This is a genomic window from Bacillus sp. B15-48 (assembly GCF_016879755.1).
In the GTDB taxonomy this organism is placed as follows: Bacteria; Bacillota; Bacilli; order Bacillales; family Cytobacillaceae; genus Mesobacillus_B.
In genome coordinates, this window is record NZ_WOFU01000001.1 from 935,847 (window position 1) to 960,619 (window position 24,773).

The window sequence follows — 24,773 nt, forward strand, 5'->3', positions numbered from 1 at the left end:
TATGTCTTTTGTAGAGTGAAGTCGTGATTTTGTAGAGTAAACGTGTGAAACCGTAGAGTAATGTGGTCGTTTCGTAGAGTATTTGGGTAAAACCGTAGAGTAAATGGCTAGCACAAACAAAAACTGGATAAAAACAGTAGAGGATCGGACAAAAACTGGGTTAGTACTGGAATTAAAAGTGCTTAAAAACCAAATCCAGTCAAAAAAACAACATCCACATCGCCACCGCGGGCCATGTGGATATTTTTCTATTAATTCAGCTCGATTTTAAAGTAGTTTTTCGCATTGTTATAGCAAATATTTTCAACTAGCTGTTGAAGTAGAGCTTCATCATTCGGGAAGTCGCCTTCTTCCACCCAATTGCCGACTAAGTCGCAAAGAATACGGCGGAAATATTCATGGCGGCTATAAGAAATAAAGCTGCGGGAGTCAGTCAGCATGCCAACGAAGTGCATGAGCAAGCCTTGGTCCGCCAACGAAGTGATTTGGCGAATCATGCCTGGTTTCGTATCGTTGAACCACCAGCCAGATCCAAATTGGATTTTTCCAGCAACCCCTGGTTCAGTTTGGAAGTTTTGAATGGTACTACCGATTAAATCATTGTAAATTGGATTTAAGTTATAGATAATCGTCCTTGGCAAGTGATCGTTTTGATCAAAGGCGTTAAGTAAGGCATTTAGCGGTACAGCCACTTCCCCTTGATCGGTGATGGAATCATATCCAGCATCAGGTCCTAGTTTTTCAAACATCTTCGTATTATTGTTACGAATGGCCCCGAAGTGAATTTGCATTGCCCAGTCTCGTTGTTTGTAAAATTTAGCAAGGGACAGAAGCACAGCCGTTTTAAACTTCGTTTCTTCCTCCGCAGTTACACCCTCACCTTTGCGCCCAGACTGGAAAATTCCCTCGATTTCCCCATCACTAAAATGCGCAAATGGAATTTCCGATATTCCGTGGTCAGAAACGCGGCAGCCTTTTTCATGGAAATAGTCTACCCGTTCTTCTAACGCCTGAATATAGTCTGCAAAGCTCGCGATGTTTCTTCCAATTACGCCTTCAAGCTTTTGAACAAATGGAATAAATGTATCTTTATTAATTTCGATTCCTTTATCAGGACGGAATGTTGGCAACACCTTTACAGGGAAATCTTGCTTTTTAATTTCCTCATGATACATCAAATCATCTGTCGGCTCATCTGTCGTACAGATCAGTTTCACATTAGAGCGCTTGATGAGTTCTTGAACAGAATACTCGTCTTTTTGAAGCAATTCATTGCATTGATCCCAAATTTGCTCCCAATTGTTTTCATTTAATAACTCATCGATGCCAAAATAATTTTTCAGCTCTAAATGAGTCCAATGGTAAAGCGCATTTCCAAGTGTATATGGAACGGTTTGCGCCCAAGCTTGGAATTTTTCCTTATCGCTTGCATCACCAGTGATGTATTTTTCATCAATGCCATGTGCTCGCATTGCTCTCCATTTGTAATGATCGCCTTTCAACCACAATTCGGTAATATTTTTAAATTTGCGGTTTTCGGCAATTTCTTGCGGAGGTAAATGACAGTGATAATCGTAGATTGGCATTTGTTTCGCATATTTATGGTACAAATCTTGTGCTGTCTTTGTCTGTAAAATAAAATTTTCATGGATAAACGAACCCATTTTAAAACTCCTTCCAATGATCAGTCATCTTCCCCTCGGGTCAACAGACCGAAGGACACGCCAATTGGCGCAAGCTAGTTCATGGTTATTTTGTCTTTTTCATATGGAATTTATCGATAGATTAACTGGCAGTAATCCCCCACTTCAAGACTTCGGGTCAACTAGTTAGGATTAGTGGGGGCAAACTGCCAGTAAATGCCCGACAAGACCTTTTCTTAGAGCTTTAGCTCTTAGAAAAGTCAGTCAGGCTACGCGTGATTGGCGAGATAAGATTTTTCTTTGGGCTTCAGCCCGAAAGAATTATCAATCAGGCTACGCGTGACTAACCATCAGCGGGTATGAAGCCCCCCCCTCTGATGGAAGTTTCGCTTTATCGCAGATTAACTGGCAGTAATCCCCCCAACTTCAAGACTTCGGGTCAACTAGTTAGGATAAGCGGGGGCAAACTGCCAGTAAATGCCCGATTGGCTCAACTAACCATCAGCGGGGATAAAGCCCCCCCTCTGATGGAAGTTTCGCTTTATACAAATGAGAAAAATCCCCAGTTTTTTTCAAATAAATGAAATTCTCTATCGTTAAAGAATCTTAATGATTTATAAGCCGAGCATTCTAGGCAGCGTCAATGATAGTGCTGGGATATATGTAACCAACAATAACGCTACAAAAATCGCCGCGTAAAAGCCCATGAGCGGTTTGACAACGACTTCTAAATCTAATTTGGCGACACTTACCCCGGCAAAGAGCGCACTACCAACCGGCGGTGTAATGTTTCCTACACAAAGGTTCATAACTAACATTATTCCAAAATGAATCGGATCCATTCCGAAACTTGTTACAATCGGTAAGAAAATCGGTGTGAAAATTAACACAGCTGGTGTAATATCCATAAACGTACCAACAAATAACAAGAAAACATTCATCATTAAAAGTAAAATGATTGGATTATCAGTAATTCCCAACAATCCTTCACTAATCATTTGCGGAATTCCCGTAAAGGACATTACCCACGACATGACCCCAGAAGCAGCAACAAGCAGCATAATCATACAAGTAAGCTGTGCGGCTTCTAAAAAGATGCCTGGAAGATCTTTAATTTTAATTGTTCTATACGCAAACGATAGGAGGAGCGTATACAAAACGGCAACGGCTGCTGCCTCTGTTGCTGTGAAAATCCCCGCGAGAATTCCACCAATAACAATAACAATTAGCAATAAACTTGGGATCGCATCAAACGATGTTTTCAGCGCAACCTTCATAGGAACTCGAGCAGGAATCGGATATTTTGCTCTTTTTGCATAAAAGAACGCAACGATCATACATAAAAGTCCCCATAAAATCCCTGGCACATACCCAGCAATGAATAGGGCAGCAATCGAAGTTCCGCCACTAGCAAGGGAATAAATAATCAATGTTTGACTCGGAGGGATCAATAATCCTGTTGGTGCGGTAGCAATATTTGCTGCTGCTGAAAACCGTGGATCATACCCTTCCTTTTTTTGCATTGGTCCAAGGACCCCACCGATTGCAATCGCTGATGCTACCGATGAACCGGCAATCGAACCGAATAACATATTTCCAACAATATTTGTATGAGCTAACGACCCTGGCGTTCTTCCTACTAGAACTTTCGCAAAGTTAACGAGCCGTTCAGCAATTCCGCCGTTCGTCATCATGATTCCGGCAAGAATAAAAAATGGGACAGCTAGCAATGAAAAGTTATCAATCCCGGTAACTAACTTTTGACTAGAAGTAAACATCGCCATATCCATTGGCAACTGTGTTAAAATTGCCGCGATTGAAGCGATCGCAATACTAACCGAGATGGGAACACTTAACAGCAACAATAAGAGAAAGACACTTAATAATACCAGACCGGCCGTTACTGCCATTAAAAACACTCCTTTTTTTCTTAAGTCATTCTGCCTTACTTATGTTCTACGGCCCGTTTCCTGTCCGAAAAGACTTTTGCTATATCTAAAAGGGAATAGAGGAGAAACATTACTCCACCTACCGGGAGCGATAGGTATAAATACTCCATTGGCATACGTAATGAAGGGGATACTTGGCCCATTGCGTTTTGGAAAGCCGTCATACCACCGAGGATCATAATAACAACCGCAAAAAGAATCACGAATGCTTCAACAAGAAGCGTAACCGCCAATTGCGATTTCTGTGGAAGTTTTCGAGCAAAAAAGACAATGGCAAGGTGTTTTTTCTGTCCGAGAACATAGGCTCCCCCGACCATCGTTAACCAAATAAGCGAAAAGCGGAGAAATTCCTCCGTAAACGTACTAGGTGAGTTCAATATAAATCGTGTGAATACTTGCCAGAGAGCCATAACCACCATGGCAGCTAATAATACGACACTAAAGGTGCCTACTACTTTATCAAGAAGCTTTTTCATAGACATCCTCCCCTCTATCTTCATCAATTTTATAGAGGTCCTTCCATCTGTAAATATATGTAGATGAAGGACCTCACGTTAGATTGTTAATTAATCATTCAAGTGATTTTGGAAATCTTCAAACCATCTTGCATTATCTTCGCTCTTATCTTTGAAGTTTTCATGAATTGGTGCTGCACTTTCGATAAATGGAGTTTTATCGATGTCGTTAAATGTTACATTCATTTCTTCTTTCGCTTGTTTCACTGCTGCTTCCGTTGCTTCTGCCCAACGATCTTTATGATCATCAGAAGACGTTCTCGCTGCTTCCATTACGGCTTGTTGTTGGTCTTCAGAAAGTGCTTCCCAAGCTCTTGTACTAATGATTAAAACGTCTGGTGAATATTGGTGGTCTGTTTGTGACCAATGCTTCGCTACTTCCCCGTGCTTATTTGCAGTTAAACCTAACTCATTGTTTTCTGCACCATCAATGATCCCTTGTTGAAGCGCTGTATAAACTTCACCAAATGACATCGGCGTTGGAGATCCACCCATTGCTTCAATCATCGCAATTGCAGTCGGGCTTTCTTGAACACGAATCTTTAACCCCTTCATATCTTCAGGAGATGAAACAGCCTTGCTTGTCGTATAAATGCTACGGCTTCCTCCGCTGTACCAGCCAATCGCAAACCAACCTGTGTCTTTCGATTTTTCAAAAATTTCCTTCACTGCATCACTATTGTCCATTACATCATAATAATGTTCTTCGCTTTGGAAAACGTAAGGAAGGTTGAAAATGGAATAAGCTTCTTCAAACCCTTCTAACGCACTCGCACTTACACGAGCCATTTCAAGTGTTCCTGATTTTACAAGCTCAATAACAGATCTTTCTTCACCTAGCACACCACTATGATGAAGTTCAACATTCACACTGCCATCTGAATTTTCTTCTGCTAATTCAGTGAATTGTCTTAACGATTTTGTTACCGCATGCTCTTCTGGGTGGTTAGAAGCTAGACGCCAAGAGAAATTCTCTGCTGTTTGCTCGCCTCCACCTTCATTGTCTGTTGTGTCACCGGCATCATTATTACCGCCACCGCCGCCGCACGCAGCTAATAGCAAGACGGCCAATAATCCGATTACTGCGAATGAAAATAGTTTTTTCATAATAAAATGTCCTCCTAATTGAATGATTATTTTTAAAAATGATTCCCGTTTAATTGACAGCCTGATAAATAAAAACTGTCTTGTTCTTGTAAAAAGGCTTGTACAGCTCCAAAGCTTGACGATTAGTCATCATTTCTGTTCGCCGTTCCTCCTCACCTCCTTAACCATTTACTTCCCTCGATTTCCTCTTCAAAACACTTAACCACCAGTGAATTCTTTCCTTTTATACTATTTGCAGAGTAATCGTTTTCATTTATGCCAAAAAATGGGATTGTACATTTATTCCTAGTTATGTATTTGTTTGTTTGTTTGTAAACGGTTTGATTAATTCGTTTGTTTAGTAACCTTTTCAAATAATTTGTTTATTTATTTGTTTAGTAACCTTCTTAATTAATATATCACTAAATAAACCGTTTGCACAATGACTTTCTCGAAAAAATTTTCCGCCTTTGGCGAATGAAAAAAAGCAGGATTTCTCCTATTCTTTGGAAAACCTGCTTAAATTATTCTTTCTTTTTGGGCTCCGTTATCATTCATTGTTGATTTTCGTGTAAGCATAGGCGGAGAATTTCCCGCTAATGTATATAGTAGAAGCTTAAGAAGCAGATATAAGCGGAGAAATTCCGCTTAACTGCTCTAAATAAGACAAAATTCAAAGCTTTTGATCATATAGACGGAAAAACTCCCCTTATTTTTAAGGAAATATCGGTATTTCCCAGTTTAGGCGGAATATTTCCGCTTATTTCACTAACATAATAAAATCTACATTCAGTTATAACAGCGATATTTTCGATTTTCCGCGTCAACTGCTATCTCTTCGTAAAGCCAACACCAATCTGTTTGAGGATGTCCATTTTCCGCTCAGTCTTAACCGGTTCAAGGCTAAGCCTATATAAATGAAGCTTTGTGATAAACGGGTCGTCTTTCCGGGCAACTTCTGTCGGATTAGCAACGACCGTTTCCCCGGCGGAAACCCCACTAACAATCTCACTGCGACCATCGACCTCAAGTCCGATGCGAATTTGCCGCTGTTCGATTTTACCAGTCGGTGTGATTACGTATAAATAGCTGCCCTTTTCCAGCTGCTCGCTCGCGACAGTGACTGCCCGATCGACTCGCTTCGTAATAACGGTGACATCGACTTGGGCGCCAGGAATGATGACGTCGCGCGGATTGATTTGTTCGTGTAACTGCTTAGCCAAATCCTCGGTCCCAGCAGATTCGTCTGAATCGGTCATCCAATTCGTTTCGTCTATTTGATTTCGGTTCGGGTTCCACTCAGTTTCACCTGTATCCGGGATCCGATCCGGTTCAACTGCTGTACCTAGTCCATCTGCATCGGTGGCCCGATCGATTTCGGCTCCCTCGGCGTTCCAATCCCCATCCTCTTCTTGCCAGCTCGACTCATCGAGCCAATCTTGCTCTAACTCTTCCATGTTTAGCTCAATTTCAAACGGGAAGGCACTTTCTACCCCGATGCTCGGTTCCGCATTCGGATAGCGGGCAATCTTTGTTAAGTTTCCGCTCACTCTCCTGCCGAGCAAATCGGACGAAATCGACACTTCCATTCCCGGCTTAACCTTCGCCAAATCGGTTTCCGTGAAGGCCCCGCTGACCACTGGCGTATCCGAAGCAATCGTAATGACTGGGTTCGTTAAATCATACTGAATTGTTTTCACCGTTCCCGAGACATCGCTCGTCACATCAATTTCCCTGCCCGCATTTAGCGCGGCAATGCGGTCGTCGTATTCGTCGATTTCCTCAAGAAGGCGGCGTTGTTCGCGTTCTTTATCATAAATCTCTTTTTCAATCGTAATTTCAACGATTTTATCTGAAGAAGAATCTTCATCATCGACAGCGATTGTTGAAACATTGCGCACATATTCTAGCTGCCGAATTTGCTCATCAATTAACGACACTTCGCGGCGGAGCGTGTCTTTCTCACTTTGAAGTCGTTGGCGATCCGCATCCCTTTGGGCCGATGAATACTCAAATAACGGGGTTCCGACTTGAACCTCATCGCCTTGACCGACTAAAAACCCGGCAAAGCCGCCTTGTTCTGGATGGTAATAAACCGGATGTTCTGCCGCGGGGATGATGACCCCCTCGGTTTCAAGCGTTTCAACGAGATCCTCGGTCCCCGCTTTCGTCCATTGCGAAATATAGGATGTACGATCCACCTTGCTGTCTATGTGAATCGTTAATAACACATTGGCGCCGACGAACAAAAGTGCGATCACAATGATTCTTTTCATAAAAATGCACCTGCCCGTTTAAATAATATTTTCAAAGTGAATGATGGAGAATACAGCTGTAAATAGCCAATAAAGAAGGTTCAAGCCGAGCACAAGTCCGAGCACAATCGCCCGCGACTTCTCTGTCAATCCCCGCACATAACAATATTGAATCCACATCGCCAAAAGTTTAAAAATCGTGATGGCGCTGAAAAAATTCACTATAAATGCGTTGTTTGTTAAAGACTGTGCAATCGGTCCGAACGAAAATGGAGACGATAACTCTGGTACACCAAGCAGAAGGCTAACAGGAATGAACAGCAGCTTTTCAACTAATAAAACAAGCAGAACAATTAGCTGCATAACTAGAAATTTACGTAGCCCTGTATCGGTCATGCTCCAAAACCATAAGGACGACAAATACAAAATCACCGCTCCGTAAAAGAACCCCCACAGCACTTGTCCAATGAGAAACAACAGTTTTTTCCATTCAAATTCGGCAGCTGATGCTTTCGTTAACTCATCTGCTAAATATTCACCGCCAATTCCAAAAAAGGCGCTCAAGCCGGAAACAAAGCCGCTTAGGAGAATGAGGGCAATGACATGCCTCCAAACTTTCCCCACCGATTCAGTGTTTTTTAAGTCATATATGTAGTCATTCGGACGGCGCAACCCGCGCAACAGTCGAATTTGGAATTGTTGCATTTTCCAGCTCCCCCCAATAATTTGCACATTATGTCTAGTTTAATCGAAATGATGAGCTTTCGGTTAGGTCGTTCGCATCATTTTTTGTCTAATTTAGTTGTAGCATATTTTCAGGGGAATTACTGATTTTTTACCTTTTTTTAGTCTATTTTTTTCAATCGATTGGAAAATGAACATTGCCTCCCATTTTCGGTTATAATTAAGAAATGTACTTTTTTAAAAGGAGGGTGAGCGGTGGTGATCGTTCCTGACCAAATTCATCATTTAGCCCTTGAACTAAAGCGGATGCTCCGACCGGAGTTAGAAGAAGATGCCAAAATTGTCCAAAAGGGGCTAATGCTTTATCAACAAAATCTCGTCCATCATTTAAAATTTGTCGGCGGCTCCATTTGGGCAACCGTCCAGGATGTGAGCCCCGTTCGTGTCTATGTTAACATTCCGAACCCTGCCGATAGCACCTGTACCTGTCCGGAATCATCCTTCTGCCGCCATCGAATGGCGAGTTTTTTCCACGCGTACAGTCAGGTCGCAAGTGTCGGTGATTGGGTCGAGGCATGGCGGGCGCCGCTGAAAGAGAGTCGACTGGCTGAACAGCAGGGGGTAATAACAGCGAAACACCTAATGAAGACTGATACGCCAATGGAGAACCAAACGTATCCGATGTGGGCGGCGCAATTCGAGCGGAGTTTTTATGAAATTGTGCTCGGTCAAGGCAAGCCGACTCCATATGTGATTCCTGGTTTAGTGCAGACGTTTTTACGCGCACAGCGGGCCCTCGCACCGCAAAAGCAGGAATGGCGCGAACTGTTTGATTTGATCGCAAAAGTGCATGCGTTTAAGCTGCTGGCCACTTTAAGTGCCGAGCTCGATCATTCTCCATCTGTCATTGATCGCTATTATCGCTATGTATTTGATTCGCTCATTGACGAGATTGCTACTTTATCCAATCGCTCTGTGCCATTTGATTTTGATCCGTATATGGACGGATTGATTAAGGATATCGCTGAACTGATTGAAACGATAGATGACTTTGAATTTGAACGAGTAAATTTATATCGGGTGCTTTGGAGCCGTTTGTTGACAAGTACGAAGTGGCGCGAAGATGAGCGCGAGCGGCTAAAAGTCCTCGGGACGCAAACAACCAATCTTGAGAACATTGCCCTTGCGCATCACTCTTTTTTAATCCGTCGTGACAAGGAAACGATTGGTTATATAAAGGAACTTGGCGTGAGCGCACTTCCGTTGTTATTTTATTGGATTGAAGAGTTGGCGCAGCAAGGGGATGTTAAACGGTGCGGTGAATATGTTGACTTCCTCTCGCAAAATTTGCGTCCTGCGCTCACCCGGATGGGGAATCATCGCAGCGCCCGTGATTTTACCCGCCATGTACTGCGGACGACGACGCCATATTTCCGCGCTGGCGGCAATGAAGACCATTATGAGCGGATGCTTACCCAGTCGCTTCCCTATAGTTTCATTGAGTACGAGGACTTTTTATTTATGAAGAGCCAGTACGATAAATGGGCGGAGTTATACACGTATGCCAACTTTGATTCTTTTTCAGTACCGAATGATAAATTAAAGATTGTTCAAAAGGAAGCACCAGAAGTGTTGCTGCCGATTTTGCATCAGGCGGTTGCGCAATTGATTGAACAGAAAAACCGCCCGAGTTATAAACAGGCTGTCCGCCTGCTGAAAAAGCTGCGAACGGTCTATAAAAAATTAAAGCGCGTCCCAGAATGGGAAACATTCATGCAAAAGCTGATTGCCAAATACAAACGACTGCGTGCTTTTAATGAAGAATGTGTGCGCGGGAAACTTGTTAATTAAGGTTGGTGCTCGGGCACAGGTTATCACGAATGAACATTAGGTTGGTGCACAGGCTCATGTTATCACGAATGAACTTTAGGTTGGTGCTCGGGCCTGGGTTATCACGAATGAACTTTGGGTTGGTGCATAGACCCATGTTATCACGAATGAACTTTAGGTTGGTGCTCAGGCCTAGGTTATCACGAATGAACTTTGGGTTGGTGCTCGGGCCCAGGTTATCACGAATGAACTTTAGGTTGGTGCACAGGCCCAGGTTTGCAAACAAACTTCGGATTAGTGATCGAGCCCGGGTTTGCGAATTGAATTGGAAAGGAGCGGTTGTGTTATGTTGCAGTTGAAGGTGATTTCTGTGCGTTTGATGCCTTTGGCGAATGGGAATTTCTTTGTTTATGCGACAAATGTCGATGGCCATTCCCTCCAGCTTCCGGATTATAAACAGCTGCTTTTTAACCGTCATAAAGAAAGCTATTATGGCACAATGCTGGAGGAAATGGCTTTGAGCGGTATTTCCGGTGTGGTCGTAAGCAGCTGGCAGCTTGTCACCTTGTTTGCCGAGGAAAGCTTTAACCGCGTCGTCGAATGGGAATGGGATGAACTTGCCCACCTTTGCCTCGCATCTGCGCACGCCATTTATGATGCGATTCTCGCCAAAGAATGGCATCCTGATTTTTCGATGCTCGACTCGAAATCATTCCGCTGGTCACTGCCGACAAGTGTTATCGATGAGTTTAGTCCGAGTTTTTGGGAAGAGACAATCGCTCAAGATGGTGAAAAGTGGCCGGTTCGCGTCTTTATCGCAGACCTCTTCCACTATGCGCTTGAAACGTATTTTAAAGAAAATGAAACATTAAAATATTTACTTGGGGAAAAATTACAATTGCTTCAAAATGAACAGCTCTCCGGCCGCGAGCTTTCCGCTTACTTTGATGAAACACGCTGGCTCGAATGGATCGGCTTAAAGGAAGACGAAGCGCCATTTACAATCGGACTGCGCCTTGAAGAACCATTCGAACCGGACGGCGACTGGCGCCTTGAGTTGTTTCTTCGCGGCGATAACGGCATCGTCCTTTCCGCGAATGATGAAGCCTCCTTCCCTGCCGATTGGCATGGATTTCATGATAAAATCAGTGCCGAAGAAACACGGCTTGCGAACGTGTTCCCATGGCTTGCGTCTGACGATGAAGATGGGCGTCTCAAATCAGCGCTCACCGAAGAGGATGCGTGGACATTTTTAACAGAAACGAGTGAAACATTGATTGCACTCGGCATCGAAATTCTTCTGCCATCTTGGTGGGAAGCTGTGAAAAATGCCAATTTAAAAGTAAAAGCACGGCTAAAAAGCAAAGGCAGTTATCAACGTTCCTTCGTTGGGCTTAATGCCCTGCTAGATTATGACTGGCGTTTCTCCATGAACGGCGTTGACCTTACTGAGGAAGAATTCCAGCGCCTCGTCAATGAAAAGCGCCGACTCGTCTATGTGCGCGGCCGCTGGATCAAGCTTGACCAAGGCTTTATCCGCCAAATTCAAGGCTTAATGAAAAAAGCCGATAAAGAAGGATTGCATATTCGCGACCTACTGCAACAGGAATTAGCCGAGGAAAGCGACGAACCGTCTGAGCAACTTGATGACCCGCGCGCTTTTGCACACATCCAAATTGAGCTCAATCGCCACTGGAAACAAATGATGAAGCAGCTTTCCGAAACGAAAGAAATTCCTGATGAGCCTATGCCAGAAGGATTACATGGGGAGCTCCGCCCGTATCAAAAGCTCGGGATGAATTGGCTGTTATTTTTACGAAAATACGGATTTGGCGCGGTTTTGGCCGATGATATGGGACTTGGAAAAACAATCCAATTAATTTCTTATCTGCTCACTGTGAAAGAGCGGGAGCCAGACAGTGGTCCTGCGCTGATTATCTGTCCGACGTCGGTGCTCGGCAATTGGCAAAAAGAAGTTGAGCGCTTTGCAACTGATATGAACCTGTATCTCCATTACGGATCCAACCGGCTAAAAGGCGAGGAATTACTGAATGAGACAAAGAAAGTCGATGTTGTGCTTACGTCTTACGGCTTGACGCATCTTGATTTTGAGACGCTTGAGCAAATGAACTGGAGCACAGTCGCCATCGACGAGGCGCAAAATATTAAAAATGCCGATACGAAACAGTCGCGCGCTGTCCGCAAGCTTAAAGGCCGCCACCATGTCGCCCTCACCGGGACGCCAATGGAAAATCGCCTCTCAGAGCTTTGGTCGATTTTTGATTTTACGAATCGCGGCTATCTTGGCAGCGCCGGTCAGTTTCAAAAACAATTTATTATTCCGATTGAAAAAGACGGTGAAACAGAGAAAATTAAGAAGCTACAAGCGCTGATTCGCCCCTTCTTGCTGCGGCGAACGAAGAAGGACAAGGATGTCGCCTTAAACTTGCCAGACAAAGTCGAGCAAAAGGAATATTGCCCGCTCACCGCCGAACAAGCGTCGCTTTATGAACAGCTTGTCAAAGATACATTTGCTCAAATTGAACAGCTCACCGGCTTTGAGCGCAAAGGGTTGATTTTACAAATGCTCGGTCGTTTAAAACAGCTATGCAATCACCCGGCGCTATATTTAAAAGAAGAGCAGCCAGGCGAACTCATTAATCGTTCGGCCAAAATCGAGAAGTTATTGGAACTTGCTTCTGCCGTGCAAGAACAGGACGAAAGTTGCTTAATTTTCACCCAATATATTGGCATGGGCGAAATGATTCGTTCTGTATTTAAAAAGGCATTCGCGATTGATGTCCCATTTTTACACGGAAGTTTGCCGAAAACGAAGCGTGACCAACTGATTGAGCAATTCCAAAATCGCGAGTTTCCGTTTTTCCTGCTTTCATTAAAAGCGGGCGGTACTGGGCTAAACTTAACAGCGGCCAATCATGTCATTCATTATGATCGCTGGTGGAACCCAGCTGTCGAAAATCAAGCAACCGATCGTGCTTACCGCATCGGCCAAAGCCGCTTCGTCCATGTTCATAAGTTGATTGCAACTGGGACGCTTGAAGAGAAAATCGACGCCATGCTTGAAAAGAAACAAAGCCTGAACGATCAAATCATCCAAAGCGACAGCTGGATGACCGAACTATCAACCGACGATCTCCGGGACTTAATTTCTTTGCGTTAACCATGTGGGGGGCTTTTTTGCGAGTACTGGGATTAAGATCGCTAAACTTGGGGGGGTTTTGCTAGTACTCGCATTAAGTTCGCTATACTTGCGGGGTTATCCGAGTACTCGCATTAAGTTCGCTATACTTGCGGGGTTATTACGAGTACTCGCATAAAAACCGTTATTCCTTGCCGATTTTTATTCCAAGTACTAGCATTAAGTGCGTTATGCATGCTGGTTTTTTCCGAGTACTTGGATTAAGTGGATTTTTCAAAGATTTTTAATCCGAGTACTCGTGATAAAAACCAAAAAATAATGCTAGTACTCGTCATAAACAGTGAAAATAATCCTAGTACTTGGATTAAACAGGTCATTTAACCAGTTATAATGCTAGTACTAAGATTATATGACTCAATATATACCCACTACTCGGAATAAAAACTCGATTACCAGCATTATCTTGCAAAAATCTCATTATAATCCGAGTACTAGTGATAACATAGCGTGTTTATAATCCGAGTACTACGCGCGAAAACTCATTATATTACGAGTACTAGTGATAAACATAGCGTGCACTTGAACTAAGCATGAACCTCTTGAAAAATCGAACGGTCAAAAAACCCGCTTGGCCATTCAAACGGGTTCATTTTTGACTCCGCAAATAATCTTCAATCATTTTCCGATGACTTTTGACGATTTTATCCGGCAGTTGATCGGGAGCGATAAATTGAAAGGAAATCGACTCAGTTTTATCGACATTCAATTGGCCGGTAAAATTCTTTGTCCAATAGGCGACTGTCACTGAATAAAATTCATCGCCATTTTCTGCAACGGTAAAATAACCTGGTCCTGAATACACATTGATTAACTGTAAATCACGAACGACGAGACCTGTTTCCTCAAACACTTCACGGCGAGCGACATCTTCCGTTGATTCACCAAGCTCCATTAATCCGCCCGGCAGGCCCCACGAATGTTTCGGGAATTTTCGCTGTTCCAACAAAATTCGGCCTACTTCATCGACCATCACTGTTACTGCACCGACTAAAATTAATGGCCGGTGTCCAACCAGTTTACGTAAATCTTCTACGTAGCCCACTCATCATCAACCTTTTTCATTAATATATGTACAACCGTGCTCGATTGCTTGGACAGTTAATATTTTATCTTCGTCAAAATTGACATTCGGTATTTTTTAAATAAAAAATACACGAGGATATACATGATGATTCCCATGACGAACATATTCACAAGCGACCCTGTAATAAACTGCATGCTTCCTGATTGCCAACTGCCGACAGTATCATTGACGGCTTCAAGATACTCGACTTCGACAATCTCTTCGACTTTGCTCGGTTTTTGATAAAAAAGGCTACCGACTTGATAATTAAGCCAAAAAAGAACTGGCCATAACGGGGTTCCAATTAAACCGCCAATAAAGGCAGCAAGAACATTGACTCTTGTCAATTTCGCTAAGGCTGCTGAGAAAAATGGTCCCAACCCAAAAGTCGGAAACCAATTTGGCGCAAAGCCTAATGCAAGTCCCATTGCCACATGATGAGGACTTGCCTTTAAGCGAAACAAACGGATTAGAAAATATTTAGAGCGACGCTTCAGCTTCATACATTCACCAAGTTTCTAGTTGATTTACTGAATTATTATAACACTCTTATCGAAAAAGCTGACCGATTGGGCCAGCTTTTTTTCTTTAAGGTTAAACTGTGCCGCTCCAACCAATAATGTACTTTAACACAGTCTTATTTTAAATTGGGTCGGGATCAGGCTCTTCTTCGCGCCTCGGTTTTCGTGTTCGTTTCCTTTCTGCCGTTTTTGCGGGCATTTCTTTTTGAAAGTCTTTTAGTACGGAGAACGACATGGCAAGCAGTACAAAGGTAAGAGGGAAGGCGCTAACGATAATCGCCGTTTGAATCGCATCCAGACCACCTGAGAGCAATAACACAATCGCCGATGCGGATAAAAACAGACCCCATGTAATTTTCACAAAATTTGGCGGGTCCATGTCCCCATTCGTCGTTTGCACCCCTAATACAAAGGTGGCCGAATCGGCAGATGTAATAAAAAACGTAGTAATAAGAAGCAAGCTGACCATCGATAACAGCCCTGGAAAAGCGAGTAAATCAAAAACGGAAAACAAGGCGGTTTCAAGACCTTGTGCTGCGATATTGGTCCCTTCAAAAAAGTCAAAATAAATGGCTGTTCCGCCAAAGACCGAAAACCAAAATGCACAGACGAGCGTAGGAACGACGAGCACAGCAATCATAAACTCTCTGACCGTTCTTCCTTTCGACACGCGGGCAACAAATGTCCCAACAAATGGAGCCCACGCAATCCACCATGCCCAGTAAAATATCGTCCAATCTTGAATCCATGCGGCCCGCTCTTCATTAAATGGGGCCAGCCGCAATCCCATGCTCGGTAGGTTTTGCACATAGCTTCCTAATGTCGTCACGAAAAGATCGAGGACAAACCCTGTCGGCCCTAATATAAGAAAGGTGAACAACAAAATCACTGCTAGTACTAAATTCGTATTGCTCAAATATTTAATTCCCTTTCTCAGCCCGGTACTGGCCGATAAAATAAACAAGACGGTGACGATTGCAATGATGAGCAGCTGAATCATAAAGTTATTCGGAACTCCAGCTACATAATTTAAGCCTCCATTTATTTGCGCTGAGCCTAAACCTAAGGAAGCGGAGACACCGAATATCGTCGCAAACACGGCGACAACATCAACGACTGTTCCAATCTTCCCTTTCGCACGATTGCCAATTAACGGGATTAGCGTAACGCTCATCAACCCTGACTCGTTTTTTCTAAATTTATAATAAGCTAACACGAGTGCAATGACTGCGTAAATGGCCCACGCATGAAATCCCCAATGCAAATACGTATATCTTAAGGCAGTACTAGCTGCTTCCACTGATCCGGCTTCCCCAATTGGCGGGTTTGCGAAATGAGAAATTGGTTCTGAGACCCCGTAAAACAGCAAACCAATTCCCATTCCGGCGCTAAATAACATCGCAAACCAGGTCGGCCGTTTAAAATCCGGCTTTGAATCGTCAGCACCTAACTTGATTTTCCCATATTTGCTAAAAATTAAAAACAACGCAAACAGCAGGAAAAACGTAGCTGATAGCTGATAAAACCAACCAAACGAATCTAAAAAGAAGTCTTTCGCTTGATTGAGGATTGCCCCTAAGTGAACGGGCGCAACCGCACCCCAAATGACGAAAATCGTGGCAATTACAATTGAAATCCAAAACACATTGGTAACCTTGCTCAAGACGCCATCTCCCTATTAAACCTAAGTTGCGATTAGCTTTCCCGAATTCAGAGGAAACAATATATGATACATTTTCCAACCACGGCGGTTAATGTTCATTTTCTCAGTAATAAGTTTTGCTGTTTATTCCTAACACGAGCGTGTCGTTGAACTTTTTTATGTGCGGATTACAAAGTTTGTTATGTGTTGAAAAGTTCTTGTTTCCGAATAAAAAAAATGCCGGTTTTTCACCGCCGGCAAATGTGAGGGTGTCGGAGAGGTCATTTGATTTTTTCTAGTTGTTGGATTTTGGAAAAATGACGAGGTTATCGTTGTTTCAATTTTTCCGGTATGCGTGGCTCAGCGATGAAGGTAATTTGTTGTTCCATCGTAGCCATTTCGAGCTGTCGTACACGGTTGCTGAGCCGGTCCATTTTTACATTCGTTTTCCCAACCATTTTTATTAAACTTTCAAGAAGCTTCTCTAGCTCATCCCTTTGGCAAATAAGAAAACCTCCAGTCTGAAAAATGATGTTAAAACGGTACTTCAACATTTGCTGCGGACTGTACTGGCACAGGTTCGGGATGTTCTGCTCTGGTTGTTTTTTTACTGAGGAATTGGACATTCTCGGCCACGACCTCGGTTACGTAAACCCGTTTTCCTTCTTGGTTTTCATAATTTCGAGTTTGAATCCGGCCAATCACACCAATGACGGAGCCCTTCTGGCAATAGAGGGCTGTGTTTTCAGCGGTTTTTCTCCAGAGGATACATTGTACAAAATCGCTATCAAGCTCGCCATTTCCATTGCGAAATTGCCGTGTCACAGCTAATGTAATCGACGTGAACGCCTTTCCGTCATTCGTAAATTTAAGCTCAGGATCACGCGTTAACCGCCCTACTAGAATGACCTGATTAATCATCTTTCAACTCCTTTCTCGTTTATGCACCCATCATACAACCAAAAAAGACACTTCGTAAAAATCGCAAACTGACTGAAACCACATAAAAATCAATGAAATGACTTCAATATTTTTTCTTAAAAGACCATTTTTAAAAGGATTTCCTGTTTTCTCGCATGTTTTTACTATTCATAAAAGAGATGTTTCGACATGGAGAGCATTCGCCTTCCTTTTTTTCAATATGTTATAATTTAGGAAAAAGAGTAAGGAGGACGCGATGAAGTCATTTAGGCTGATTTCCATGCAAATTATCGGTGAAGAGGGTTTGAAAGAAATCGAGTTCAAGGAAGGTTTAATCATCAATAAAGAAGATGAAAGTGGCACATGGTTAATCGAGGTGTTCGTCGAAGAACGAGACATTCCCCATTTTTCCGTGCAAAATGATCTCTTTGTTCAGGTGGTCATTACGAAAAAGGAAAATGACCCTGCAGCATTCAAAACCAAGGTTTGCAGCATTCGAAAAGTCAATGGCTACGCAAGCGTCCTGTTAGAAGGGCATCTGACGAAAATTAAAAATGACTATCCAGCAACATTACTTGAATTTCTTCTTGAGCAAGGATTAACTGGAGAAGAATTGCTTACAGAATTTAGAGAAAAAATTATCGCACGGCCGAAGATTGTTCTCCCTAAAAAGGTATAAACCAGAGCAGCATCACTGCTCTGGTTTTTTATTACTTGCCATCATCATTTATTTGGTTACATTTCCTAAAGATGTAATTGGTTAAATTTTCTTTTACATGTTACATTATGAACTGGCCAATATGATTAGATGGAACTGTTAACGCCCACGTGTTGTACGGTTTCTCGTCATGTCACGAGTGTCGTCCATTGGATCGGTGTTGAAGATTCCGCCACGGTCCGTACGGTCATTATTGAAGATATTGCCATCACGTGTATCAAAAATCGTACGGTCGTTACGGTTGTACATGTCCATATCTGTGCCACGGTTATTGAAAATTCTCCCGTCATTGGCACCACGGTTATTAAAAATTGTGCCACCGTCCGTACCGCGATTATTAAACATGCCATCGTTTATCCCTGGACGATTGGTTCTATTGAAAATACGGTTATCACGGTCATTGCGGTTTAATTGATTAATTTCGGTACCACGACCATCTTCAGCCGGTGGTGGTGGGTCATTGGCTACGCCACAACCGCTGAATAGCATTGCTGACATGACAGATCCACCAATTACCGTTAACAGCTTTTTATTCATTTTAAAACCCCTCTCTAAGATGTGATTTTTTTCAAAGTGACCAGCGCGGGTCTGCCATTATATTGCCCGGGTTTAAATGAGAATTTACAGGAAATTATTTCAGTGACCTTACTGGAATTTAGTGGATGGCACTAACCCTTATCATATCAGGGGGTTCGCATGATTTGCTTCATTTCACTGCGTTTTTTTACATATTGTTCCTTATTTGGAGTGTTTTAATTGGTTATTTCTTAAGCGAAGAGTAGTGGCTTAGTCGCGGAGTTTAGGATTCGAAAACCGTGAAGAGTTTAGCAGGTTTTATTTTATGCGCGAGAAAAATAAAAAACAGCCGCAAAACGCAGCTGTCCGTGTGATTATTTCATCGCAAACATAATCTCTGTTTCGCAGGCGATTTCGCCGTCTACGGTAGCGACGGCTTTGCCTTTGCCCATCGGCCCGCGTACTTTGGTCATTTCAACTTCGAGGCGGAGTTGGTCTCCTGGCTTGACTTGCCGTTTAAACCGGCAGTTGTCAATTCCAGCAAAAAACGCAAGCTTCCCGCGGTTTTCCTCAGGCTTTAACATCGCAACAGCACCAACTTGAGCAAGCGCTTCAACGATTAGCACTCCGGGCATCACCGGATAATCAGGGAAATGTCCAGTAAAGAACTCTTCATTGGCAGTGACATTTTTGATCCCAACTGCGCGCTTTCCTTCCTCAACCTCAAGAATTTTATCAATTAACAAAAATGGGTAACGATGGGGAATAATTTCTTTAATTTCCTGAATATCTAACATATAATTTAGTACCTCCTACTAATATTAGGTTCGTTCCTCTATATTACTAAAAAATAGATGTAAAAAGGAAGGGCCAACCCTTCCTTTCGTTTGGCTAATTCTTATTTATTAAATCGCCAATATGTGTCCATGTCGACTTATCAAATATTTCCGTCGGTTTCCCATTTCCCATTACACTGTATCCGAAAGCTGCACCAGCAACAATACTTAGTGCTAAAAAGACAATGACCACAATCACCCGAAGCCAAATCGGAAACAAGCGCACGCGTACCCGTTTACGATTATCCTGCTCTTGTTTATCTTTTTTTTCTTTTTTTTGCTTTTTTACTTGTTCGCGCGTAACTGCTTCCTCATGGTTGTCCTTCACTGCCATATTTTCTTTCCCCTTTTGGTGAATATTCATTAGTTTCTATTATAAAAAAAAACGCCAGAAGAAACATTAACAAATTGTAGAAAAATTTTTAAATAACAAAAAACCTATGGCTCGTCCGAAATGAACCATAGATTTTTTCGTATTAGCCTATTTTTCTTCGTGAAATTTTATCAAGATTATCGAGCATGATTCCAGTGCCATGTGCTACGCATTCCATTGGACTTTCTGCAACAAGAACCGGTACTTTTAACTCTTCGGCTAGCAATGTATCTATGCCATGAAGCAAGGCTCCACCTCCAGTTAAAATCACCCCACGGTCAATAATATCCGCTGATAGTTCAGGTGGAGTTCGTTCCAACACACTTTTCGCTGCTTGTACGATAACAGCTACGGATTCTCTAAGCGCTTGTTCAATTTCTTCCGAACGAACAGAAATCGTGCGTGGCAAACCAGAAACCATGTCACGGCCGCGAATATCCATTTCCTCGCTGCGTGAACCAGGGAACACTGTTCCAATATTCACCTTAATGTTTTCTGAAGTCCGCTCACCAATCAGCAGCTTATATTCACGTTTAATATAATTTAAGATCTCGTTGTCAAATTTGTCACCGGCCATTTTAATTGACGAAGACGTGACAATATCCCCCATTGACAGCACAGCGACATCTGTCGTTCCACCGCCAATATCAACAACCATGTTTCCACTCGGTTGAAAAATATCCATCCCTGCGCCGATTGCCGCAACTTTAGGTTCTTCTTCAAGGTAAATCTTTTTCCCACCGCTCTTTTCTGCTGCTTCTCTAATCGCCTTTTGCTCAACGCTCGTAATGTTTGTTGGGCAGCAAATCAAAATGCGCGGCTTCGACAGCAATCCTTTGACATTTAGCTTGTTTATAAAATGTTTTAGCATCGCTTCAGTTACATCAAAATCGGCAATAACGCCATCCTTAAGCGGACGAATTGCAACGATATTTCCCGGTGTACGACCAACCATCCGACGAGCTTCCTCACCGACGGCTAATACTCTGTTTGTATTTTTATCAATTGCCACTACTGACGGCTCATTTAAAACCACTCCACGGCCCTTTACATGTATCAAGACATTTGCTGTGCCAAGGTCAATCCCAATATCTCTTGCAAACATTTTTACTTTTACCCTCCTTGACAAATGGGTGGTGCGCGGCTGCTTTAAACTTTAGTGTTTTTGAGCAAAAATCAGACGCGGCCACTATTTTCGAACAATATTCACCTAATTTTCTATTTTATCATAGACACTCAAAAATAGTAACTAATTACTAAAAAAAAAGTCGATTTTTGCAATTTCAAGTAGTTAATAGTACTCCCCACAGTCATTACATTTATTCCCTTTTAAGACAATATAAAAAGGCGATTACTTCTAAAAAAATGAAGTACTTCGCCTTTCGTTACTGCCCGTCCGGACAAACCAATATGAAAGCCAATTATTTAACCGTTTCCTCCTCTCTCTCCTCTTTTTTGTACTTTAGCTTTGTTGCTTCGCCACCACGTAGATGTCGGATCGATTTATGATAATCGAGAATTTCTTTTACTTCATTGTAAAGTTCCGGATTTATTTCTGGCAGTCTTTCCGTCAAGTCTTTATGGACTGTACTTTTGGATACGCCAAACTCCTTCGCGATAACGCGAACCGTTTTTTTCGTCTCCACGATATACTTTCCAATCTTGATAGTTCTCTCTTTGATGTAATCGTGCACACCACTCGCCCTCCCCAAATTGGATGTGAGAAGTGTGAAATGAGACCCGCTTAACTCGAATAATCTGGTCACCACATCACTTGATACGATGCAGTTTCTATACATTACAGGATTTGAACCATGGCTCCGGCTGAATTCTCATACTTTGCAAACGACTCCTCACCTCAAACACTCTCTTTGACAGGTTTGTAATCATTCTATTAGCTTGGATAAGGATATATGCACAAAAAACGCAATAAGGACAATGAAATAGTAAATTTTTCTGAAAATTTTGTAAATTATTAATTAAAATGAAAGGGACAACCATTATTTAACGAGTGCCAACCATGAGGAGCTCGTCCCAAAGCTAGTGAATGAAAGAAAATTAGATTCATTTTTCTTATGATTATTCCCCAAGAAATTCGTTTTTCATCAACAGGATGGGACGGTCATCTTGAATGCAGTTTTTTTACCATAAATGGATATAAAGTATTGGTAGGATTTCAACGAAGAAATAAACAAAAATACTCAGAAAAGGAATTGCCAGGAATAAGGATTTTTTGCTGCGTAACGCCAAAATTAGCGACGCCCCAATAATAAACATTAAAATAATAAAAATGAGCACCAAACCACCTCCTTTGTAAGCGTTAACAAATATACGCGCGCTTCTTTTCTTAAAATAAAATTTTATCAGGGTTTGAATTTATTTAATTTTTAGAAAATTAGTACCATTATTATGGCCCGAATCGGCCCATCGGGTCAAGAATTTTAAATCTACAAATTTTGCCAAATAGGAACAAAAGCGGAGAGATCGTTCTTTGACTAGACGGACAGAAGTGACTCGCAAATAACGCCTTGGACACCGGTTTGTATGTTCTTTCCAGAAAAGGTCATTAATGTCTTTAGGTGAACTTTTAAGCGAGCAGATTCACAGGGTTTTTAAAAGATAATGCTGGTAACGGGTTTTTTAATCCAAGTACTAGCATTAAAAACACGAAATTCCCTTGATATATTGCTAGTACTCGTAATAAAACGACAAAAAATGAGGGGTTAATCCAAGTACTGGCAATAAACCGAGGTCAAAACGCTGATATAATACGAGTACTAGCAATAAAAAACGGCCAAAAATCACTTTAATCCAAGTACTAGCAATAAACCAGCCCGATAATCACGGTTAATCTGAGTAATAGCAATAAAACCCCCATCCAGTTTACGGCACATTTTATATTATCCTAAATGCATAAAAAACGAAGGGCTTTATTGCCCTTCGTTTGAAAATAGATTTCTCACCCGGGTAACAGCTTCCTTTGAGCCTTCCCCTGTTTGTACATCTTCGATCATCAGCGACACGAGTAAGTCGGTGTTGTAGGCGACGAACCAGCCAAGCTCGCGGCCTCTTTCACCTTGTCGACCTTTAATCTCGGCGGTTCCTGTTTTCCCTGCCAATGGCACGCCTTCCATCCGTGCGACATGAGCAGTCCCATTCGTTTCAGTGACCACCTTTGTTAGCATCTTATCTAGCGCAGCTGCCTCTTCTGGGGAAATTAAGTTTTCCGCCCATACTTGCTTTTGTTCTTCCTCCATTAATAAAATTGGTTTTAGCATATTGCCATTATTTAAAAATGGGGTATACGTCGCTGCTAAATGGAGGATATTCATCTCGACTTGGCCTTGGCCGTAGCCAGAATCTGCGAGGGCAATGTCATTCGCTAGCTCGCCAATCTGTGACGCTTCAAGCGGATACGGATAATCGATGTCTTCAAAACCAAACTTCCGCAGCCCATCCGCAAACCCATCCTTGCCGATTTCAAGTGCTGTGCGCGCAAAGTAAATATTGTCTGAGAAAATCATCGCCTTTTCTAGATCAACTTGACCGATTAAGTTCGTATAGCGAGTCACTTTATAATCGCCCCACGATCGATCTGGTTGCCACTGTTTTTCGGTAATTTCAAAACTCGTTTCAAGTTCGATTTTATCATTGGCTAGGGCAATTACCGCGGTCATCGGCTTAATGACTGAACCTGGTACGTAGGAGAGCCTAAAGCGGTTAAGATAAGGCTGGAGCGGGTCATCCTCCTCCATAGCCCTAGAATTGCCTAAAACCTCGGCATTTGGATCAAATCCAGGAGCACTTACTAACGCTAGCGTCTCGCCGGTAAGTGGATGAATGGCCGCTGCTGTGCCAGCGACTCCATTTAACTGATCATATACGCGCTGCTGAAGGACAACGTCAATCGTTAACTGCACATCTTTGCCATGCTCAACAGGCTTTTCCGCAAGTACCTTTTCCGAGCCATCTTCCTTTGCGACACTTATTTTTACGCCATTGGTTCCTTTTAATTGTCCCTCAAACACCTGCTCAAGGCCGCGTTTGCCGATGTAGTCCCCGGCACTATAGCCTTTTCCTTCGTTTCTCTCCAAGTCTTCAGCGGTGACTGGAGCGATGTAGCCGACCAGGTGGGACAATGCTTCGCCATACGGATATTCGCGGGCGCCCACTTCCATCGTTGTGACCCCTTCAATCGCAAACAGCTCTTCACGCAGAGACCCATCGTTTTTGGAGACCGTTTTTAGCGGTACAAATAAATCTGGTTTTACCCAAGAAGCATTTAATTGCTTGTTGATCTCTTCCTCCGCCATCTCTAGCAAATCACTGAGCTGCTGAACGGACGATTCTCCTAACTTTCCAGGAACGACACCAATTTGCATCGCTGTCCCATTGATTGCCAGACCATTCTCTCGGCGGTCTAAAATTTTGCCGCGCTCGGCAGAAATGTTTTGATAGCGAATGCGGTCATTCGCTCCTAATTCCGGAAATATGTACGTCGTATCCCAATCGATATACCAATTGCTACTGTCTTCCCTTGTTTCTTTTACAAGCTTAGCTGTATGGGTAAAATCGATCGGACCGGCGACACTGTCCATTTTTGCGGCAAATGGAAAGCTTGCTTCCGCATCGTATTTTTCGGTTTCTTCCGGCGGTTCGAATTGAACTTCTAGCTTGTCAATTTCTAGGTCTTGATAAATTTTATGATAACGGTCGACAAAGGCCTCTTTCGTGACACTGTCTTTCGCTTGTTCTGATAATAACTTATACATGTCAGCAAATTTTTGCTCATTCCATAGCTGAACATAATCGGCAAATCGCTCTTCCGGGGTTGGTTCTTTGCTTGTGCACCCGGCAATCATCACGGACAAAAATAGCAATAGGAACAATCTCTTCAACACAACATTCCCCCTCCTTGTCTAATTTTATCACAAGGGTCGGGCGTTTATGTCCATTAAAAAAACCCGCCGAAAGTTCGACGGGTTTTCATTCAGAGAATTG

Annotated in this window: 20 protein-coding genes and 1 pseudogene; 4 read left to right on the top strand and 17 right to left on the bottom strand. The window is 42.7% G+C overall.

Annotated elements, in window-relative coordinates; genetic code table 11:
- Window positions 1–251: 251 nt before the first annotated feature.
- The 6 genes from uxaC to GNT69_RS04245 form a co-directional block, all read right to left on the bottom strand.
- A complete protein-coding gene (gene uxaC, locus GNT69_RS04220) occupies window positions 252–1,664 on the bottom strand; it encodes a glucuronate isomerase (protein ID WP_203553684.1) in 1,413 nt (470 codons plus the stop codon).
- Window positions 1,665–2,257: 593 nt separating this feature from the next.
- The gene (locus tag GNT69_RS04225) at window positions 2,258–3,553 is read right to left on the bottom strand and encodes a TRAP transporter large permease (RefSeq protein WP_203553685.1); all 1,296 of its coding nucleotides are present in this window, start codon (window positions 3,551–3,553) and stop codon (window positions 2,258–2,260) included.
- 35 nt (window positions 3,554–3,588) lie between these two features.
- Complete coding sequence (locus GNT69_RS04230; protein WP_203553686.1) at window positions 3,589–4,068, bottom strand: TRAP transporter small permease; 480 nt, start codon at window positions 4,066–4,068, stop codon at window positions 3,589–3,591.
- A 90-nt stretch (window positions 4,069–4,158) separates the two neighbouring features.
- Window positions 4,159–5,214 (bottom strand): TRAP transporter substrate-binding protein, encoded by a 1,056-nt coding sequence (locus GNT69_RS04235; protein WP_203553687.1) that lies wholly within the window; start codon window positions 5,212–5,214, stop codon window positions 4,159–4,161.
- An 809-nt stretch (window positions 5,215–6,023) separates the two neighbouring features.
- Window positions 6,024–7,469 (bottom strand): efflux RND transporter periplasmic adaptor subunit, encoded by a 1,446-nt coding sequence (locus GNT69_RS04240; protein ID WP_203553688.1) that lies wholly within the window; start codon window positions 7,467–7,469, stop codon window positions 6,024–6,026.
- 18 nt (window positions 7,470–7,487) lie between these two features.
- A complete protein-coding gene (locus GNT69_RS04245; protein ID WP_203553689.1) occupies window positions 7,488–8,153 on the bottom strand; it encodes a hypothetical protein in 666 nt (221 codons plus the stop codon).
- A gap of 336 nt (window positions 8,154–8,489) precedes the next feature.
- Here GNT69_RS04245 and GNT69_RS26140 point away from each other — a divergent pair.
- The 3 genes and pseudogenes from GNT69_RS26140 to GNT69_RS04255 form a co-directional block, all read left to right on the top strand.
- A pseudogene (locus GNT69_RS26140) lies at window positions 8,490–8,657 on the top strand (SWIM zinc finger family protein); the annotation flags it as partial.
- Between the two features lie 117 nt (window positions 8,658–8,774).
- Window positions 8,775–9,983, top strand: a complete 1,209-nt coding sequence (locus tag GNT69_RS04250) for an SWIM zinc finger family protein (RefSeq protein ID WP_239094007.1) — start codon at window positions 8,775–8,777, stop codon at window positions 9,981–9,983.
- A 325-nt stretch (window positions 9,984–10,308) separates the two neighbouring features.
- A complete protein-coding gene (locus GNT69_RS04255) occupies window positions 10,309–13,143 on the top strand; it encodes a DEAD/DEAH box helicase (protein ID WP_203553691.1) in 2,835 nt (944 codons plus the stop codon).
- A gap of 625 nt (window positions 13,144–13,768) precedes the next feature.
- Here the strand turns inward: GNT69_RS04255 and GNT69_RS04260 are convergent.
- The 5 genes from GNT69_RS04260 to ssb all read right to left on the bottom strand — a co-directional run bounded on the left by GNT69_RS04260 (window position 13,769) and on the right by ssb (window position 17,329).
- On the bottom strand, window positions 13,769–14,224 hold the full coding sequence (locus tag GNT69_RS04260) for an NUDIX domain-containing protein (RefSeq protein ID WP_203553692.1): 456 nt from the start codon (window positions 14,222–14,224) through the stop codon (window positions 13,769–13,771).
- 56 nt (window positions 14,225–14,280) lie between these two features.
- A complete protein-coding gene (locus GNT69_RS04265; protein WP_203553693.1) occupies window positions 14,281–14,748 on the bottom strand; it encodes a DUF2062 domain-containing protein in 468 nt (155 codons plus the stop codon).
- Between the two features lie 139 nt (window positions 14,749–14,887).
- Window positions 14,888–16,429, bottom strand: a complete 1,542-nt coding sequence (locus tag GNT69_RS04270) for a glycine betaine uptake BCCT transporter (RefSeq protein WP_203553694.1) — start codon at window positions 16,427–16,429, stop codon at window positions 14,888–14,890.
- A gap of 305 nt (window positions 16,430–16,734) precedes the next feature.
- Window positions 16,735–16,962: a hypothetical protein gene (locus tag GNT69_RS04275; protein WP_203553979.1), complete on the bottom strand. Its 228-nt coding sequence runs from the start codon at window positions 16,960–16,962 to the stop codon at window positions 16,735–16,737.
- The gene (gene ssb, locus GNT69_RS04280; protein ID WP_203553695.1) at window positions 16,943–17,329 is read right to left on the bottom strand and encodes a single-stranded DNA-binding protein; all 387 of its coding nucleotides are present in this window, start codon (window positions 17,327–17,329) and stop codon (window positions 16,943–16,945) included. Before ssb ends, GNT69_RS04275 begins: the two co-directional genes overlap by 20 nt.
- A 256-nt stretch (window positions 17,330–17,585) precedes the next feature.
- On the opposite strand from ssb, the gene GNT69_RS04285 reads away from it, so the two are divergent.
- Window positions 17,586–18,008 carry a YwpF family protein gene (locus tag GNT69_RS04285; RefSeq protein WP_203553696.1) on the top strand — a complete coding sequence of 141 codons (423 nt, stop codon included), beginning with the start codon at window positions 17,586–17,588 and terminating at the stop codon, window positions 18,006–18,008.
- Between the two features lie 138 nt (window positions 18,009–18,146).
- Here the strand turns inward: GNT69_RS04285 and GNT69_RS04290 are convergent, their stop codons facing one another.
- The 6 genes from GNT69_RS04290 to GNT69_RS04315 form a co-directional block, all read right to left on the bottom strand.
- Window positions 18,147–18,584, bottom strand: a complete 438-nt coding sequence (locus tag GNT69_RS04290) for a hypothetical protein (RefSeq protein ID WP_203553697.1) — start codon at window positions 18,582–18,584, stop codon at window positions 18,147–18,149.
- Between the two features lie 353 nt (window positions 18,585–18,937).
- A complete protein-coding gene (gene fabZ, locus GNT69_RS04295) occupies window positions 18,938–19,360 on the bottom strand; it encodes a 3-hydroxyacyl-ACP dehydratase FabZ (RefSeq protein ID WP_203553698.1) in 423 nt (140 codons plus the stop codon).
- A 94-nt stretch (window positions 19,361–19,454) separates the two neighbouring features.
- Window positions 19,455–19,733: a DNA-directed RNA polymerase subunit beta gene (locus GNT69_RS04300; protein ID WP_203553699.1), complete on the bottom strand. Its 279-nt coding sequence runs from the start codon at window positions 19,731–19,733 to the stop codon at window positions 19,455–19,457.
- Window positions 19,734–19,875: 142 nt separating this feature from the next.
- Window positions 19,876–20,877: a rod shape-determining protein gene (gene mreB / locus GNT69_RS04305; RefSeq protein ID WP_203553700.1), complete on the bottom strand. Its 1,002-nt coding sequence runs from the start codon at window positions 20,875–20,877 to the stop codon at window positions 19,876–19,878.
- Window positions 20,878–21,193: 316 nt separating this feature from the next.
- Window positions 21,194–21,466: a sporulation transcriptional regulator SpoIIID gene (gene spoIIID, locus GNT69_RS04310; RefSeq protein WP_203553701.1), complete on the bottom strand. Its 273-nt coding sequence runs from the start codon at window positions 21,464–21,466 to the stop codon at window positions 21,194–21,196.
- Between the two features lie 1,236 nt (window positions 21,467–22,702).
- Entirely contained in the window at window positions 22,703–24,673 is a 1,971-nt protein-coding gene (locus GNT69_RS04315) for a penicillin-binding transpeptidase domain-containing protein (protein ID WP_343206450.1), read from the bottom strand.
- Window positions 24,674–24,773: the final 100 nt, after the last annotated feature.